Source organism: Marichromatium gracile (genome assembly GCF_004343155.1).
GTDB lineage: Bacteria > Pseudomonadota > Gammaproteobacteria > Chromatiales > Chromatiaceae > Marichromatium > Marichromatium gracile.
This window is the reverse complement of sequence record NZ_SMDC01000019.1, coordinates 1-16,353: the sequence shown is the minus strand read 5'-3', so window position 1 is coordinate 16,353 and position 16,353 is coordinate 1. Positions and strand designations below refer to the sequence as shown.

The following is a 16,353-nucleotide window of genomic DNA, read 5'->3' as shown; positions in this document are numbered from 1 at the left end:
TGACGCGTATCGGACTCGTACTCGACGTGCGCGGTGGCGATGGTGATACCACGCTCACGCTCTTCCGGGGCGTTGTCGATCTGGTCGTAGGCACGACCCTCACCACCGAACTTGCGCGCCTGGTGCGTGGTGATCGCAGCCGTCAGCGTGGTCTTGCCGTGGTCGACGTGGCCGATGGTGCCAACGTTGACGTGCGGCTTGCTACGTTCGAATTTTTCTTTGGACATCCCGCTCTACCCTTAACAATCGTTACTATTTCTTGGAGACCGCTTCGGCAATGCTGGCGGGCACCTCGTTGTACTTGGAGAACTCCATGCTGTAGGTCGCACGACCCTGGGTCGCCGAGCGCAGATCGGTTGCGTAACCGAACATCTCGGACAGCGGGACCTCGGCACGGATGACCTTGCCGGAAGGCGCATCCTCCATCCCCTGAATCATGCCGCGACGGCTGTTCAGGTCGCCCATGACGTCGCCCATGTTCTCCTCGGGGGTCACCACCTCGACCTTCATGATCGGCTCGAGCAGCACCGGCTTGGCCTTGGCGGCACCTTCCTTGATGGCCATCGAGCCGGCGATCTTGAACGCCATCTCGCTCGAGTCGACCTCGTGGTAGGAACCGTCGTAAAGGGTGACCTTGACGTCGACCATGGGGAAGCCGGCGATGATGCCGTTCTTCATGGCCTCCTGGATACCTTTGTCGACCGAAGGGATGTATTCCTTCGGTACCACACCACCGACGATGGCGTTGACGAACTCGTAACCGGCACCGGCCTCCTGCGGCTCGATGCGGATGTGCACGTGACCGAACTGACCGCGACCACCGGACTGACGGGCGAACTTGGTCTCCTGCTCGACGGTGGCGCGGATGGTCTCGCGGTAGCTGACCTGAGGCGCGCCGACGTTGGCCTCGACCTTGAACTCGCGACGCATGCGGTCGACGATGATCTCCAGGTGCAGCTCACCCATGCCGGAGATGATGGTCTGACCCGACTCCTCGTCGGTGTGGACACGGAACGAAGGATCTTCCTGCGCCAGCTTCTGCAGCGCGAGACCCATCTTCTCCTGGTCGGTCTTGGTCTTGGGCTCGACCGCGACCGAGATCACTGGCTCGGGGAACTCCATGCGCTCCAGGGTGATGACCTGATCGAGATCGCACAGGGTGTCACCGGTGGTGACGTCCTTCAGACCGACCGCCGCGGCGATGTCGCCGGCGCGGACTTCCTTGATCTCCTGGCGGTCGTTGGCGTGCATCTGCAGGATACGGCCGACACGCTCCTTCTTGCTCTTGACCGGGTTGAACACGGTGTCACCGGACTTGATGACGCCCGAGTAGACGCGGAAGAAGGTCAGGGTACCGACGAAGGGGTCGGTCGCGATCTTGAACGCCAGCGCGGCGAAGGGCGCGTCGTCGTTCGACTCGCGGGTCGCCTCACTCTCGTCTTTGTCGTCGAGGATGCCGCGGATGGCGGGCACGTCGACCGGCGAAGGCATGTAGTCGAGCACGGCGTCGAGCATCGCCTGCACACCCTTGTTCTTGAACGCCGAGCCGCACATCATCGGCACGATCTCGTTGTTCAGGGTACGCGTGCGCAGTGCGGCCTTGATCTCGTCCTCGCTGAGCGCTTCGCCCTCGAGGTACTTATCCATCAGCTCTTCGTTGGCCTCGGCCGCAGCCTCGACCATCTTCTCGCGCCACTCGTCGCAGAGCTCGACCAGATCCTCGGGGATGTCGCGGGCCTCGTACTCCATGCCGCGGCTGGCTTCGTCCCAGTAGATCGCCTTCATGCGCACCAGATCGACGACGCCCTGGAAGCCTTCCTCGGCACCGATCGGGATCTGGATCGGCACCGGGTTGGCGCCGAGACGATCCTTCACCTGGCCGACGACGCGCAGGAAGTTCGCGCCCATGCGGTCCATCTTGTTGACGAAGGCGAGACGCGGCACGCCGTACTTGTCGGCCTGGCGCCACACGGTCTCGGACTGGGGCTCGACGCCACCGACGGCACAGAACACGGCGCAGGCACCATCGAGCACACGCAGCGAACGCTCGACTTCGATGGTGAAGTCGACGTGCCCGGGGGTGTCGATGATGTTGACGCGATGCTCAGGGCGGTCACGGTCCATGCCGGACCAGAAGCAGGTGGTCGCCGCGGAGGTGATGGTGATACCACGCTCCTGCTCCTGCTCCATCCAGTCCATGGTGGCGGCACCATCATGCACCTCACCAATCTTGTGAGAGATCCCGGTGTAGAACAGGATGCGCTCTGTGGTGGTGGTCTTCCCGGCATCGATATGCGCCATGATGCCAAGGTTGCGATACCGCTCGATTGGGGTGCTACGTGCCACGACTGAATCCGCCCTGATTGATCAAAAAATGCTTTGCGAAACTACCAGCGGTAGTGCGAGAAGGCCTTGTTGGCCTCGGCCATGCGGTGCGTGTCTTCTTTCTTCTTGACCGCAGAACCACGCGACTCGGCGGCGTCCATCAGTTCACCGGCCAGACGCTGCGCCATGGACTTCTCGGAGCGCTTGCGCGCAGCATCGATCAGCCAACGCATTGCCAGCGAGTTACGACGGGTGGGACGCACCTCGACCGGCACCTGATAGGTCGCACCACCGACGCGGCGGGACTTGACCTCGACCGCGGGGCGAACATTCTCCATCGCCTGCTCGAGCAGCTCGATGGGCTCGGCGCCCTTCTTCTCGGCGATCTGGTCGAGCGCGTTGTAAATGATGCGCTCGGCGACGGACTTCTTCCCGTCTTCCATCATCATGTTGATGAACTTGGTCAACAGCTCGCTTCCGTGCTTGGGATCCGGCAGGATCTGGCGACGTGCGGCAACGCGTCTTCTCGGCATGATCTACTCCGACCTAAATTGGATACTGACTCAGCTCTTCGGGCGCTTGGCGCCGTACTTGGAACGACCCTGACGCCGCTTCTCGACACCCGAGGTATCCAGCGTGCCGCGCACGGTGTGGTAACGAACACCCGGCAAGTCCTTGACACGACCACCGCGGATCAGCACCACCGAGTGCTCCTGCAGGTTGTGGCCTTCACCACCGATGTAGGAAGCCACCTCGTAGCCGTTGGTCAGACGCACACGTGCAACCTTACGCAGTGCGGAGTTCGGCTTCTTCGGGGTGGTGGTGTACACACGGGTGCAGACACCACGACGCTGCGGACAAGCCTCGAGGGCCGGCACATTGCTCTTCGCCACGTTCCGCTTGCGGGGCTTCCGCACGAGTTGGTTGATCGTTGCCATGCAATCAGTCTCCAGGGGCGCCCTCGCGCCAAATTCAGGGAGTCAAACGACGCCTGCACGGCAGCAGGCCGCATTGCAGCCAGTACGTCCGCACGGATTCGATCGATTGACTCGGGGACCGGGCAGATTTGCCCAGACCAAGGAACCGGACCAAGAAAATAAGGCCAGCCAACCCTTTGGCTGGCTAGCTGAGACAGAGCAGTATAGGGAGTGACCCTAAACGTGTCAACCTCCCTAACTGCCCGATCTTTCTTGGAATGAAACGCCTTTCGGCATGCCGCGGATCAGTCGGCCGCGGAGGTATTGAGCGCCTTCTTCAGTGCCTCTTCCAACTCCTCCGCATCCATCTCGACCTTGCCGCCAGCGGCCTGCAGGTCGAGTTGACGCTGACGTCGGCGCTCGAGATGCGACGACAGGCCGGTGCCGGCGGGGATCAGACGACCGACGATGACGTTCTCCTTGAGGCCGGCGAGGTGGTCGACCGAACCACGCACCGCCGCTTCGGTCAGCACTCGGGTGGTCTCCTGGAAGGAGGCCGCCGAGATGAACGACTCGGTGGCGAGCGAGGCCTTGGTGATACCCAGCAGCAGCGGCTCGAAGAGCGCCGGCTGCTTGTCCTCGGCCATCATCCGCTTGTTCTCGTCGAGCACGGCGGTGTACTCCACCTGCTCGCCACGCAGCAGACGGGTGTCGCCCGGGGCGGTGATCTCGACCTTGCGCAGCATCTGGCGAACGATCACCTCGATGTGCTTGTCGTTGATCTTCACGCCCTGCAGCCGGTAGACGTCCTGGATCTCCTTGACCAGATACTCGGCCAGCGCGGTCACGCCCTTCAGACGCAGGATGTCGTGCAGCGCCAGTTCGCCGTCGGCGATCACCTCGCCACGCTCGACACGCTCGCCCTCGAACACGTTGACGTTACGCCACTTCGGGATCAGCTCCTCGACCGTCTCACCGTCATCGGTGGTGATGATCAGGCGCTGCTTGCCCTTGGTGTCCTTGCCGAAGCCGATGGTCCCGCTGGCCTCGGCGAGCAATGCCGGCTCCTTCGGCTTGCGCGCCTCGAACAGGTCGGCCACGCGCGGCAGACCACCGGTGATGTCACGCGTCTTACTCGACTCCTGCGGGATACGCGCAAGCACGTCGCCGACCCCGACCATGGCGCCGTCGTCGACGCTGACGATCGCGCCCGAGGGCAGGAAGTAGCGCGCCGGCAGGTCGGTACCCGCGATGTTGAGCTCGTTGCCCTGCTCGTCGAGCAGCTTGACCATCGGGCGCAGGTCCTTGCCGGTAGCCGGACGCTGCTTGGGATCGATGACCACGCGCGAGGTCAGACCGGTGACATCATCAGTCTGGGCCTGCACCGTCACGCCCTCGATGAAGTCGGCGAAGGCGAGCTTACCGGCCACCTCGGTGATGACCGGGTGGGTGTGCGGGTCCCAGGTCGCGACCACGTCACCGGGGTTGACCTGCTGGCCGTCGGCCACGCCCAGGGTGGCGCCATAAGGCACCTTGTAGCGCTCCTTCTCCATGCCGCGCTCGTCGACCACGGTCAGCTCGCCGGAGCGCGACACCGCCACCAGGTTGCCCGAGTGGTGCTCGACGGTCTTGATGTTGTGCAGTCGCACCGAACCGCCGTTCTTGATGTCGATGCTGTTGACCGCCGCCGCACGCGAGGCCGCACCACCGATGTGGAAGGTGCGCATGGTGAGCTGGGTACCCGGCTCACCGATCGACTGCGCCGCGATGACGCCGACGGCCTCGCCGATGTTGACCCGATGGCCACGCGCCAGGTCGCGACCATAGCACTGGGCGCAGACGCCGAGGCGCGACTCACAGGTGATCGGAGAGCGCACCCGCACCTGGTCGATGCCCTTCTCCTCGAAGCGCTCGACCCAGCGCTCGTCGAGCAGGGTACCCGCGGGGCAGACCAGCTCGTCGGTCCCCGGGCGGTAGACGTCGACCGCTGCGACACGACCGAGGATGCGCTCGCGCAGCGGCTCGACCACGTCGCCGCCCTCGATGATCGGGGCCATCAGCAGGCCCTGATCGGTGCCGCAGTCCTGCTCGAGCACCACCATGTCCTGGGCGACGTCGACCAGACGACGGGTCAGGTAACCCGAGTTGGCGGTCTTCAGCGCGGTATCGGCCAGACCCTTACGCGCGCCGTGGGTCGAGATGAAGTACTGGATGACGTTCAGACCCTCGCGGAAGTTCGCGGTGATCGGGGTCTCGATGATCGAGCCGTCCGGCTTGGCCATCAGACCACGCATACCGGCGAGCTGACGGATCTGCGCCGCCGAGCCACGTGCGCCGGAGTCGGCCATCATGAAGATCGAGTTGAACGAGTCCTGACGACGCTGCTCGGCCAGACGCTGATCGAGCGCGGCCAGGGCGCTCTTGACCCGACCCCGCACCTCGACCGAGTCGACCTGATCGAGATCGCCGAAGGCGTCGAGTTCGGCGCGCGCACCGCTGAGCAGTGCATCGAACTCGCCGACGAAGGACTTGGCATCGAGTTCACCGGACTCGAGACGAGCACCGAGTTCGGCGGCCGCACCCTGCAGCCGGTCGAACAGCCGGCGCGCGGCCAGATGCTGCCCGGCATCGTCGGCCACCAGCTCGTAGACCGCCTGGCGGTACTCACCGAGGAAGCGCAGCGCCTCATAGGCCGGACGGGTCTCCGCGACCGAGCCACCGAGCTTGCTCATCATCGACTTGGCGACCCGGTCGTTGGTGTGCGACCAGATGTCGACGACCTTGTTGTAGCGCTCGCCGTTGGTGACCAGACCCGAGGAATACTGGTCCTGGATCTCCTTGACCTCCTTCTCGGCGCCGGCCAGGATTTCCGTCTTCTCCTCCGGCACCTCCATGTCCTCGAGACCGATCGAGGCACCGGCGCGGGTGGCCATGCGGAAGCCCAGATACATGATCTGGTCGGCGAAGACCACGGTGTCCTTGAGACCGAGACGGCGATAGCAGACGTTGATCAGACGCGAGATCTGCTTCTTGCCCATCGGCCGATCGACCAGGTCGAAGGGCAGCCCGGTGGGGACGATGGCGAACACCAGGGCGCGGCCCAGGGTGGTCTCCTTGATCGAGGTCTGCTCGCGACGATTGCCGTCCTGGTCCTGGATCACCTCGTGGATGCGTACCCGACAGCGCGCGTGGAGGTCTGCCTGCCCGGTCTCGTAGGCGCGACGCGCCTCGTCGATGTCGGCAAACAGGCTGCCCTCGCCCTTGGCGCCGATGCGCTCACGGGTCATGTAGTAGAGCCCGAGCACCACGTCCTGCGAGGGCACGATGATCGGCTCGCCGTTGGCCGGCGAGAGGATGTTGTTCGAGGCCATCATCAACGCCCGCGCCTCGAGCTGAGCCTCGAGCGAGAGCGGCACGTGCACGGCCATCTGGTCGCCGTCGAAGTCGGCGTTGAAGGCGGTACAGACCAGCGGGTGGAGCTGGATCGCCTTGCCCTCGATCAGCACCGGCTCGAAGGCCTGGATGCCGAGACGGTGCAGGGTCGGGGCGCGGTTGAGCATCACCGGGTGCTCGCGGATGACCTCCTCGAGGATGTCCCACACCTCGGGGGTGCCGCGCTCGACCATCTTCTTGGCGGCCTTGATGGTGGCGGCCAGCCCGCGCAACTGCAGCTTGCTGAAGATGAACGGCTTGAACAGCTCCAGGGCCATGCGCTTGGGCAGACCGCACTGGTGCAGCTTGAGATAGGGGCCGACGACGATGACCGAACGGCCGGAGTAGTCGACACGCTTACCGAGCAGGTTCTGGCGGAAGCGGCCCTGCTTGCCCTTGATCATGTCGGCGAGCGACTTCAGCGGGCGCTTGTTGGTGCCGGTGATGGCACGACCGCGACGACCGTTGTCGAGCAGCGCGTCGACCGACTCCTGGAGCATGCGCTTCTCGTTGCGCACGATGATGTCGGGCGCGACCAGATCGAGCAGACGCTTGAGGCGGTTGTTGCGGTTGATGACGCGACGATAGAGATCGTTGAGATCCGAGGTCGCGAAGCGGCCACCGTCGAGCGGCACCAGCGGGCGCAGCTCCGGGGGCAGCACCGGCAGCACGGTGAGGATCATCCACTCGGCACGGTTGCCCGATTCGAGCAGCGACTCGAGCAGCTTGAGACGCTTGGAGAGCTTCTTGATCTTGGTCTCGGAGTTGGTGCTCTCGATCTCCTCGCGCATCCGCCGCACTTCGGCGGCCATGTCGATGGTGCGCAGCAGCTCGTAGACGGCCTCGGCGCCCATGCGCGCGTCGAACTCGTCACCGTGCGCCTCGAGGGCGTCGAGATACTGCTCGTCGTTGAGCAGCTGGCCGCGTTCGAGATCCTGCACCAGGCCCGGATCGATGACCACGAAGGACTCGAAGTAGAGGATGCGCTCGATGTCGCGCAACGTCATGTCGAGCAGCAGGCCGATGCGCGAGGGCAGCGACTTGAGGAACCAGATGTGCGCCACCGGGCTGGCCAGATCGATGTGGCCCATGCGCTCGCGGCGCACCTTGGCCAGGGTCACCTCGACGCCACACTTCTCGCAGACCACGCCACGGTGCTTGAGGCGCTTGTACTTGCCGCAGATGCACTCGTAGTCGGTGATCGGGCCGAAGATCTTGGCGCAGAACAGCCCGTCGCGCTCCGGCTTGAAGGTGCGATAGTTGATGGTCTCGGGCTTCTTGACCTCGCCGAAGGACCAGGAACGGATCATCTCGGGGGAGGCAAGTCCGATCTTGATCGCGTCGAATTCGAGTGCCTGGCCCTGTTGCTTGATGATTTTCAGTAGATCTTTCAAGACCTTAATCTCCTGCCTGCGATAACCGGCTAAGCGCTAGCCCCACATGCGTCGCGTGCGTGGTGCGTAGGGTGCGGTGAGGCACGAACCGCACGGTCGCCAGATCATTGAAAGGACGCACTCCCCCACTCGGGGGGAATGCGTCCCGCGGCTTAATGGCTCGGTTAGTCCTGCTGCAACTCGACGTTGATCGCGAGCGAGCGGATCTCCTTGACCAGCACGTTGAACGACTCGGGCATGCCCGCCTCCATGCGATGGTCTCCGTCGACGATGTTCTTGTACATCTTGGTCCGACCGTTGACGTCGTCCGACTTCACCGTGAGCATCTCCTGCAGGGTGTAGGCGGCACCATAGGCCTCCAATGCCCAGACCTCCATCTCACCGAAGCGCTGACCACCGAACTGGGCCTTGCCGCCGAGCGGCTGCTGGGTGACCAGACTGTAGGGACCGGTGGAACGGGCGTGCATCTTGTCGTCGACCAGGTGGTTGAGCTTGATCATGTACATGTAGCCGACGGTGACCGGACGCTCGAACTGCTCACCGGAGCGGCCATCGAACAGGATGGTCTGACCACTGGGCACGCCCTGCGCGGTGTTGTCACGATCGGCCAGACGCAGCATGGCCTTGATCTCGTCCTCGGTGGCGCCGTCGAACACCGGCGTGGCCAGCGGCACACCCCGGGTGAGGTTGCGGGCGAGTTCGAGGATCTCGTCATCGCTGAACTCGTCGAGCGACTCGCGCTTGCCACTGGTGTTGTAGATCTTGTCGAGCAGCTCGCGCAGCTCGGCGATCTTGGCCTGGGCCTGGAGCATCTTGCCGATCTTCACGCCGAGGCCGTTGGCGGCCCAGCCGAGATGGGTCTCGAGCACCTGACCGACGTTCATGCGCGAAGGCACGCCGAGCGGGTTGAGCACGATGTCGACCGGCTCGCCGTCGGCCGAGAACGGCATGTCCTCGACCGGCACCACCTTGGAGATGACACCCTTGTTACCGTGACGGCCGGCCATCTTGTCACCCGGCTGGATGCGCCGCTTCACCGCCACGTAGACCTTGACCATCTTGAGCACACCGGGGGCGAGGTCGTCGCCGCTGGCGATCTTGCGCTTCTTGGTCTCGTAGCGCTCGCGGAACTCGTCGCGCTGCTGCTTGACCTGGGCGGCGACCGCCTCGAGCTGGGTGGCGATGTCCTCGTCCTGCATGCGGATCTCGAACCAGAGATCACGCGAGCCACGCGACACCAGATCCTGCAGGTAGTCGCTGGTGATCTCGGCGCCAGGACGCAGACCCCCGGGGCCACCGTCGGCGACCTTGCCGACGAGCATGCGCTCGACACGGTGGAAGGTGTCGTTCTCCATGATCCGCTGCTGGTCGGCGAAGTCCTTGCGCACGCGGTCGAGTTCCATCTCCTCGATCTGCTGGGCACGCTTGTCCTTCTCCACCCCGTCGCGGGTGAACACCTGGACGTCGACCACGGTGCCGTTCATGCCCGAGGGCAGACGCAGCGAGGTGTCCTTCACGTCCGATGCCTTCTCGCCGAAGATCGCGCGCAGCAGCTTCTCCTCGGGGGTGAGCTGGGTCTCGCCCTTGGGCGTGACCTTGCCGACCAGGATGTCGCCGTCGCGCACCTCGGCGCCGACATAGACGATGCCCGACTCGTCGAGCTTGGAGAGCGCCGCCTCACCGACATTGGGGATATCGCTGGTGATCTCCTCCGGGCCGAGCTTGGTATCGCGCGCCAGACAGGAGAGCTCCTCGATGTGGATGCTGGTGAAGCGATCCTCCTGCACCACCCGCTCGGAGATGAGGATGGAGTCCTCGAAGTTGTAGCCGTTCCAGGGCATGAAGGCCACGCGCAGGTTCTGACCGAGGGCGAGCTCGCCCATGTCGGTCGAGGGCCCGTCGGCGAGCACGTCGCCACGCGTCACCACATCGTTCGGACGTACCAGCGGACGCTGGTTGATGCAGGTGTTCTGGTTGGAACGGGTGTACTTGGTGAGGTTGTAGATGTCGACACCAGGCACGCCGGGCACGGCCTCGTCGTCGTTGACCCGCACCACGATGCGCGCGGCGTCGACCGACTCGATCACACCGCCGCGACGCGCCACCACACAGACCCCGGAGTCCTTGGCCACCACACGCTCGATGCCGGTGCCGACCAGCGGCTTCTCGGCACGCAGCGTCGGCACCGCCTGACGCTGCATGTTCGAGCCCATCAGTGCACGGTTGGCGTCGTCGTGCTCGAGGAAGGGGATCAGCGACGCGGCCACCGACACCACCTGACGCGGCGAGACGTCCATGTAGTTCACCTCTTCGGGTGCCTTCATGGTGAACTCGTTGGCGTGACGGCAGGAGACCAGGGCATCGGTCAGGCGACTCTCTTCATCGAGCGCGGCGTTGGCCTGGGCGATGACGTAGTTGCCCTCCTCGATCGCCGAGAGATAGTGGATCTCGTCGGTGACGCGGCCGTCCTCGACCCGCCGATAGGGGGTCTCGAGGAAGCCGTAGGCGTTGGTGCGGGCATAGACCGCGAGCGAGTTGATCAGACCGATGTTCGGGCCTTCAGGGGTCTCGATCGGGCAGACGCGACCATAGTGGGTCGGGTGCACGTCGCGCACCTCGAAGCCGGCACGCTCGCGGGCCAGACCGCCCGGACCGAGCGCCGAGACACGACGCTTGTGGGTGACCTCGGAGAGCGGGTTGTTCTGGTCCATGAACTGCGAGAGCTGACTGGAGCCGAAGAACTCCTTGATCGCCGCCGAGACCGGCTTGGCGTTGATCAGCTCCTGCGGCATCAGCCCCTCGGACTCGGCCAGCGAGAGACGCTCCTTGACCGCGCGCTCGACACGCACCAGACCGACGCGGAACTGGTTCTCGGCCATCTCGCCGACGCAGCGGATACGACGGTTGCCGAGATGGTCGATGTCGTCGACCGCACCGCGACCGTTGCGCAGTTCGACCAGCACCCGGAGCGCGTCGATGATGTCGGAGCTGTCGCCGTACTTGGCCAGCAGATCCTGGGAGAAGGCATCGGTGCGATCACGGAAATAATGACCGTCGTAGACCACGCCCGGGCCTTCCTCGTTCTCGCGACCGAGGCGGCGATTGAACTTCATCCGGCCAACGGCCGAGAGGTCGTAGCGATCCGGGGTGAAGAACAGGTTGTGGAACAGGTTCTGGGCGGCCTCCTTGGTCGGCGGCTCGCCCGGGCGCATCATCCGGTAGATCTCGATCTGGGCGTCGAGATCACTGGTGGTGTTGTCGATGCGCAGGGTCTCGGAGATGTAGGGCCCCTGGTCGAGATCGTTGACGAACAGGGTCTCGATGCGCTCGATGCCCTTCTCGAACAGGGTCTGCAGCATCTCCGGGGTAATGATGCTGTTGGCCTCGGCCAGCACCTCACCGGTGTCGGTATCGATCTGGTCACGCGCAAGGATGCGCCCGAGCAGGAAGTCGATCGGCACCTCCAGCTGCTCGACGCCGGCCTTCTGCAGCTCGCGGATGTGGCGCGCGGTGACGCGGCGACCGGACTCGACCAGCACCTCGTCGCCGATCTTGACGTCGAAGCTCACGGTCTCGCCGCGCAGCCGCTCGGGGACCAGATCGAAGGAGATCTGGCGCTTGGCGAGATGGAAGGTATCGGTCTCGAAGAACCGCTCGAGGATCTCCTCGACGGTGTAACCGAGCGCGCGCAGCAGCACCGTCGCCGGCAGCTTGCGGCGACGGTCGATACGCACGAAGACGTTGTCCTTGGGATCGAACTCGAAGTCGAGCCAGGAGCCACGATAGGGGATGACGCGCGCGGAGAACAGCAGCTTGCCCGAGGAGTGGGTCTTGCCCTTGTCGTGGTCGAAGAAGACACCGGGCGAACGGTGCAGCTGCGAGACGATGACACGCTCGGTGCCATTGATGATGAAGGTGCCGGTCTCGGTCATGAGCGGCAGCTCGCCCATGTAGACCTCTTGCTCGCGAACGTCCTTGACGACCTTGGAGCCCGCCGGGGCATCCTTGTCGTAGATTACCAGACGCAGCAGTACGCGCAGCGGCGCGGCGAAGGTGGCGCCGCGCAGATGGCACTCACGCTCATCGAAGACCGGCTCGCCGAGCCGATACTTCACATATTCGAGGACGGCATTGCCGGAATAGCTCTCGATCGGGAAAACGGACTTGAAGGCGGCGTGCAATCCGACGTCCCGCCGCCCCCGCTCGGAGGTATCGGCCTGCAGGAACTCGCGATAGGAGTTGATCTGTGTGGCCAGCAGGAACGGCACGTCCAGGATGCTGGGACGCTTGCCGAAGTCTTTGCGGATGCGCTTTTTTTCGGTGAACGAATAGGCCATTATGCCTTCCCTCGAGGTGCTTACTATGGTCCCTAACGGGGCATGGACTCTGGTGCAGGTTGCGGTCGGCGAGGATCAGCCGCGCAGCCGATCGGGGATCTAGCGCCAACCTCGGCGTCGGAGCCTCGATGCGAGACGCCGCGGGGTTGTTCGGCCCCAACGGGAAAAGGCCGGCGGCTCGTCGCCGCCAGCCCGAACGCTCCGCCGAAGACGTGGCGAGGCAATGCGCCCTTACTTGATTTCGACGCTTGCGCCAGCCTCTTCGAGCTGCTTCTTGGCCTCTTCGGCCTCGTCCTTCGAAACGCCTTCCTTCAGGGTGGTCGGAGCGCCTTCGACGGCCTCCTTCGCTTCCTTCAGGCCAAGACCGGTGAGGCCGCGGACAGCCTTGATGACGGCAACCTTGTTGGAGCCGAACGAGGCGAGCACGACGTCGAACTCGGTCTTCTCTTCAGCGGCGGCAGCATCGCCACCAGCGGCGGCCGGAGCAGCGGCAACGGCGGCAGCGGCGGTCACGCCGAACTTCTCTTCCATCGCTTCGATCAGCTCCACGACCTCGAGCACGGTCATGTTGCCAATCGCTTCGAGGATCTCGTCTTTCGAAACGGCCATGGGGATCTCCTAGGGATGAATACTGTTGATCGAACTGGTTCGGGATCGGAAGCGCCTATCAGGCGGCTTCCTTGGCATCGCGAATCGCGGCAACGGTGCGCACGAGCTTGCCCGGCACCTCGTTGATGGTCGCTGCGAGCTTCTGCACCGGAGCCTTCATGGTAGCCATGAGCATGCTGACGGCCTGATCGTAGGTCGGCATCTTCGCGAGATTACCGAGCTCCGAGGCAGGCAGCAGCTTGCCGCCCAGGGCGATGAGACGCACCTGGAACTTGTCATGGTCCTTGGCGAAGGCCTCGGCGACACGTGCGGCCGAGCCCGGATCTTCCTGCGAGAATGCAAGGATCAGCGGGCCGGTGAGACCCTCCTGCATGCACGCGAAGTCCGTGCCTTCCAGCGCGCGACGCGCCAGGGTATTCTTGACCACGCGAACATAGACGCCGGCCTTGCGTGCTTCCACGCGCAGCTGGGTCAGCTGATCGACGGTCAAGCCCCGGTACTCGGCACCGATGGCCGAGTAAGCGCTCTTGGCGACTTCCGCGACTTCGGCGACGATCGCTTCTTTCTGGGCGAAATTCAGCGCCACTTCGTCACCTCCTGACTATATAAACCCCGGTTCATCCGGGGCGCATGCCATGGATGTGCATCCTGCGACTCCACGACATACAGAGAGCGTGCACCGTCATCAGTCATTGACTTGATTCTGGAGCACCGTCTGCGCAGGCGGGACACCCCCCATTGAGTCATCCATGCGCACACTCCGATGCGCCGAGGAAGACACCTGCGGTCTTTGACGGTCCCCGACCGTGAGATCGGGGCCCCAAAGATGTTCGAACCACGAAGGCGTTGCCTTCGCGCCCCGGGCGCCAGGCCCGGGGACGTCGCACTCAGATCAGGCCCGAGTGGTCGACGGTCAGGCCCGGCCCCATGGTGGTGGAGACCGTCACCTGCTGCATGTAGACGCCCTTGGCGCTTGCCGGCTTGGCCTTGACCAGGTTGGTCAACAGCGCCTCGAGGTTCTCGCGCAGCTGCGCCGGCTCGAAGTCGGCCTTGCCGATCGGGCAGTGGATGATGCCCGCCTTGTCGGTGCGATAGCGCACCTGACCGGCCTTGGCATTGCGCACGGCCTCGGCGACGTCGGCGGTCACGGTGCCGACCTTCGGGTTCGGCATCAGGCCGCGGGGGCCGAGCACCTTACCGAGCTGGCCGACGATGCGCATCGCATCCGGGGAGGCGATGACCACGTCGAAGTCCAGGTTGCCGGCCTTGACCTCTTCGGCCAGATCCTCGAAACCGACCTTGTCGGCACCGGCTTCCTTGGCGGCCTCGGCGTTGGCGCCCTGGGTGAACACGGCCACACGCACGGTCTTGCCGGTGCCGTTGGGCAGCACGGTGGAACCACGCACGACCTGATCCGACTTACGCGGATCGACACCGAGATTGACGGCAACGTCGACGCTCTCGGAGAACTTCACCTGGGAGAGTTCCTTGAGCAGCTCGAAGGCCTCTTCGGGCGCATAGAGCTTGCCTGCCTCGACCCGCTCACGGATCGCGCGCATACGCTTGGTCAGCTTGGCCATCAGTTCACCCCCTCGACGTCGAGACCCATGGCGCGGGCGCTACCGGCGATGGTGCGCACGGCGGCGTCCATGTCGGCGGCGGTCAGGTCCGCCATCTTGGTGGTCGCGATCTGCTCGAGCTGCTCGCGGGTCACCACGCCGACCTTGGCGGTGTTGGGCGTCGCGCTGCCCTTGCTGATGCCAGCTGCCTTCTTCAGCAGGATGGCCGCAGGCGGCGTCTTGGTGATGAAGGTGAAGCTGCGATCGGAGTAAACGGTGATGACCACCGGGATCGGCAGACCCTTCTCGACGTCCTGCGTCTTAGCGTTGAACGCCTTGCAGAACTCCATGATGTTGACGCCGTGCTGACCGAGTGCCGGGCCGACCGGCGGGCTCGGGTTGGCCTCACCGGCCTTGACCTGCAGCTTGATGTAGGCTGTGATCTTTTTTGCCACAATGATTCTCCAAATGGGTGCAAGCGCCAGGGGTTATGAGACCTTGGCTCCCCATGTCAGACCCCCGGGCGGGGGCTTGTACGAAGGTCGTCACCAATGCAGCAACGACCGGGATGCGCCGCATCGCCGGAGATGACGATGCGGGATGCGATCAACCCTTTTCGACTTGAGAGAACTCGAGATCGACTGGAGTGGCGCGACCGAAGATCAGCACCGAGACCTTGACCCGGCTCTTTTCGTAATCGACATCCTCGACCACACCGTTGAAGTCGGTGAATGGTCCATCGATCACGCGCACGACCTCTCCCGGCTCGTAGATCACCTTCGGACGCGGCTTCTCGCCACCTTCCTCAAGGCGTTGCAGGATGGCCTGGGCCTGGGATTCGGGAATGGGTGCAGGACGATCACCGGTTCCACCGATGAAGCCCATGACCTTGGGAACGCTCTTGACGAGGTGCCAGGTCTCGTCGGTCAACTCCATGTTGACCAGGACGTAACCCGGGAAGAACTTACGCTCACTCTTGCGCTGCTGACCGCCGCGCACCTCGACGACCTCTTCGGTCGGGACCAGGATCATCCCGAACAGGTCCTCGAGACCGGCACGCTTGATGCGATCCTCAAGAGAACGCTTGACTTGCCCCTCGAACCCCGAGTAAGCGTGGATGACGTACCACCGCTGTGCCATCTTCAGCCCCCTTGACCGGTCAGGAAACGCAGGATTCCCATCAGCATCATATCGAACAGCCAGAGGACGATACCGACGATCAGGACCATGACGATGACCACCAGCGTGGTCTGAATGGTTTCCTGCCGCGAAGGCCAGACGACCTTGCGGACCTCCATGCGCGCATCACCTGCGAACTGCCACAGGGTACGACCACGCTCGGTCTTGAAGACTGCGAACGCCGCGACACCCGAGATGATCAGCAGACCGACGACCGCCAACAGGGTCGAGAGGGGCTTGAGGAGGTAGAAGGCAACGATACCGCCGACCAACAAAAAAGCAGCGGCGACCAGCTTGAGTGTATCCAAGCTGGCGCCACGGGCTTCTGCGCGTGAATTCATGGATTCGCGTGTCGCCTAAGCGATGAGTTGTATGGCAGGCCAGGAGGGACTCGAACCCCCAACCTGCGGTTTTGGAGACCGCTGCTCTGCCAATTGAGCTACTGGCCTAGAAACTAGGTTTTCCGAGTCACGCACCCGGCGGGTGCGTGACCGGAGATCGAGCAATTACTCGATGATCTTGGAGACCACGCCGGCGCCGACGGTACGACCACCCTCGCGAACAGCGAAGCGCAGGCCCTCTTCCATCGCGATCGGCGCGA

The 16,353-nt window shown here is 64.0% G+C and carries 13 protein-coding genes and 1 tRNA gene; all 14 read right to left on the bottom strand.

Annotated features, from left to right (window positions below; translation table 11 throughout):
* Positions 1 to 227: GTP-binding protein (locus EDC29_RS17010; RefSeq protein WP_243695659.1), on the bottom strand; the 227-nt coding region annotated here is incomplete at its 3' end.
* A 25-nt stretch (positions 228 to 252) separates the two neighbouring features.
* Positions 253 to 2,346, bottom strand: a complete 2,094-nt coding sequence (gene fusA / locus EDC29_RS17005) for an elongation factor G (protein ID WP_132230679.1) — start codon at positions 2,344 to 2,346, stop codon at positions 253 to 255.
* Positions 2,347 to 2,387: 41 nt separating this feature from the next.
* A complete protein-coding gene (rpsG, locus tag EDC29_RS17000; protein WP_062276815.1) occupies positions 2,388 to 2,858 on the bottom strand; it encodes a 30S ribosomal protein S7 in 471 nt (156 codons plus the stop codon).
* 30 nt (positions 2,859 to 2,888) lie between these two features.
* Positions 2,889 to 3,263 (bottom strand): 30S ribosomal protein S12, encoded by a 375-nt coding sequence (gene rpsL, locus EDC29_RS16995; RefSeq protein WP_005224646.1) that lies wholly within the window; start codon positions 3,261 to 3,263, stop codon positions 2,889 to 2,891.
* A gap of 284 nt (positions 3,264 to 3,547) precedes the next feature.
* Entirely contained in the window at positions 3,548 to 8,068 is a 4,521-nt protein-coding gene (rpoC, locus tag EDC29_RS16990) for a DNA-directed RNA polymerase subunit beta' (RefSeq protein ID WP_132230678.1), read from the bottom strand.
* Positions 8,069 to 8,232: 164 nt separating this feature from the next.
* The gene (gene rpoB, locus EDC29_RS16985; RefSeq protein ID WP_123141718.1) at positions 8,233 to 12,405 is read right to left on the bottom strand and encodes a DNA-directed RNA polymerase subunit beta; all 4,173 of its coding nucleotides are present in this window, start codon (positions 12,403 to 12,405) and stop codon (positions 8,233 to 8,235) included.
* Between the two features lie 231 nt (positions 12,406 to 12,636).
* A complete protein-coding gene (rplL, locus tag EDC29_RS16980) occupies positions 12,637 to 13,014 on the bottom strand; it encodes a 50S ribosomal protein L7/L12 (protein WP_005224649.1) in 378 nt (125 codons plus the stop codon).
* A gap of 58 nt (positions 13,015 to 13,072) precedes the next feature.
* Positions 13,073 to 13,600, bottom strand: a complete 528-nt coding sequence (gene rplJ / locus EDC29_RS16975) for a 50S ribosomal protein L10 (RefSeq protein WP_123141719.1) — start codon at positions 13,598 to 13,600, stop codon at positions 13,073 to 13,075.
* 301 nt (positions 13,601 to 13,901) lie between these two features.
* The gene (gene rplA / locus EDC29_RS16970) at positions 13,902 to 14,594 is read right to left on the bottom strand and encodes a 50S ribosomal protein L1 (protein WP_123141720.1); all 693 of its coding nucleotides are present in this window, start codon (positions 14,592 to 14,594) and stop codon (positions 13,902 to 13,904) included.
* Positions 14,594 to 15,028: a 50S ribosomal protein L11 gene (gene rplK, locus EDC29_RS16965; RefSeq protein ID WP_062276829.1), complete on the bottom strand. Its 435-nt coding sequence runs from the start codon at positions 15,026 to 15,028 to the stop codon at positions 14,594 to 14,596. The genes rplA and rplK overlap by 1 nt, the downstream gene beginning before the upstream one ends.
* A gap of 151 nt (positions 15,029 to 15,179) precedes the next feature.
* Positions 15,180 to 15,713: a transcription termination/antitermination protein NusG gene (nusG, locus tag EDC29_RS16960; protein ID WP_062276832.1), complete on the bottom strand. Its 534-nt coding sequence runs from the start codon at positions 15,711 to 15,713 to the stop codon at positions 15,180 to 15,182.
* Positions 15,714 to 15,715: 2 nt separating this feature from the next.
* Complete coding sequence (gene secE / locus EDC29_RS16955) at positions 15,716 to 16,093, bottom strand: preprotein translocase subunit SecE (RefSeq protein ID WP_123141721.1); 378 nt, start codon at positions 16,091 to 16,093, stop codon at positions 15,716 to 15,718.
* Positions 16,094 to 16,125: 32 nt separating this feature from the next.
* Positions 16,126 to 16,201, bottom strand: a tRNA-Trp gene (locus EDC29_RS16950).
* Positions 16,202 to 16,258: 57 nt separating this feature from the next.
* Positions 16,259 to 16,353: EF-Tu C-terminal domain-related protein (locus EDC29_RS16945; protein ID WP_481822766.1), on the bottom strand; the 95-nt coding region annotated here is incomplete at its 5' end.

Bases quoted from the DNA above. Each gene is read 5' to 3' on its own strand.
- rpsG (WP_062276815.1), bottom strand. From the start codon at position 2,858: ATGCCGAGAAGACGCGTTGCCGCACGTCGCCAGATCCTGCCGGATCCC.
- rpsL (WP_005224646.1), bottom strand. From the start codon at position 3,263: ATGGCAACGATCAACCAACTCGTGCGGAAGCCCCGCAAGCGGAACGTG.
- rpoB (WP_123141718.1), bottom strand. From the start codon at position 12,405: ATGGCCTATTCGTTCACCGAAAAAAAGCGCATCCGCAAAGACTTCGGC.
- rplL (WP_005224649.1), bottom strand. From the start codon at position 13,014: ATGGCCGTTTCGAAAGACGAGATCCTCGAAGCGATTGGCAACATGACC.
- rplA (WP_123141720.1), bottom strand. From the start codon at position 14,594: ATGGCCAAGCTGACCAAGCGTATGCGCGCGATCCGTGAGCGGGTCGAG.
- nusG (WP_062276832.1), bottom strand. From the start codon at position 15,713: ATGGCACAGCGGTGGTACGTCATCCACGCTTACTCGGGGTTCGAGGGG.
- secE (WP_123141721.1), bottom strand. From the start codon at position 16,093: ATGAATTCACGCGCAGAAGCCCGTGGCGCCAGCTTGGATACACTCAAG.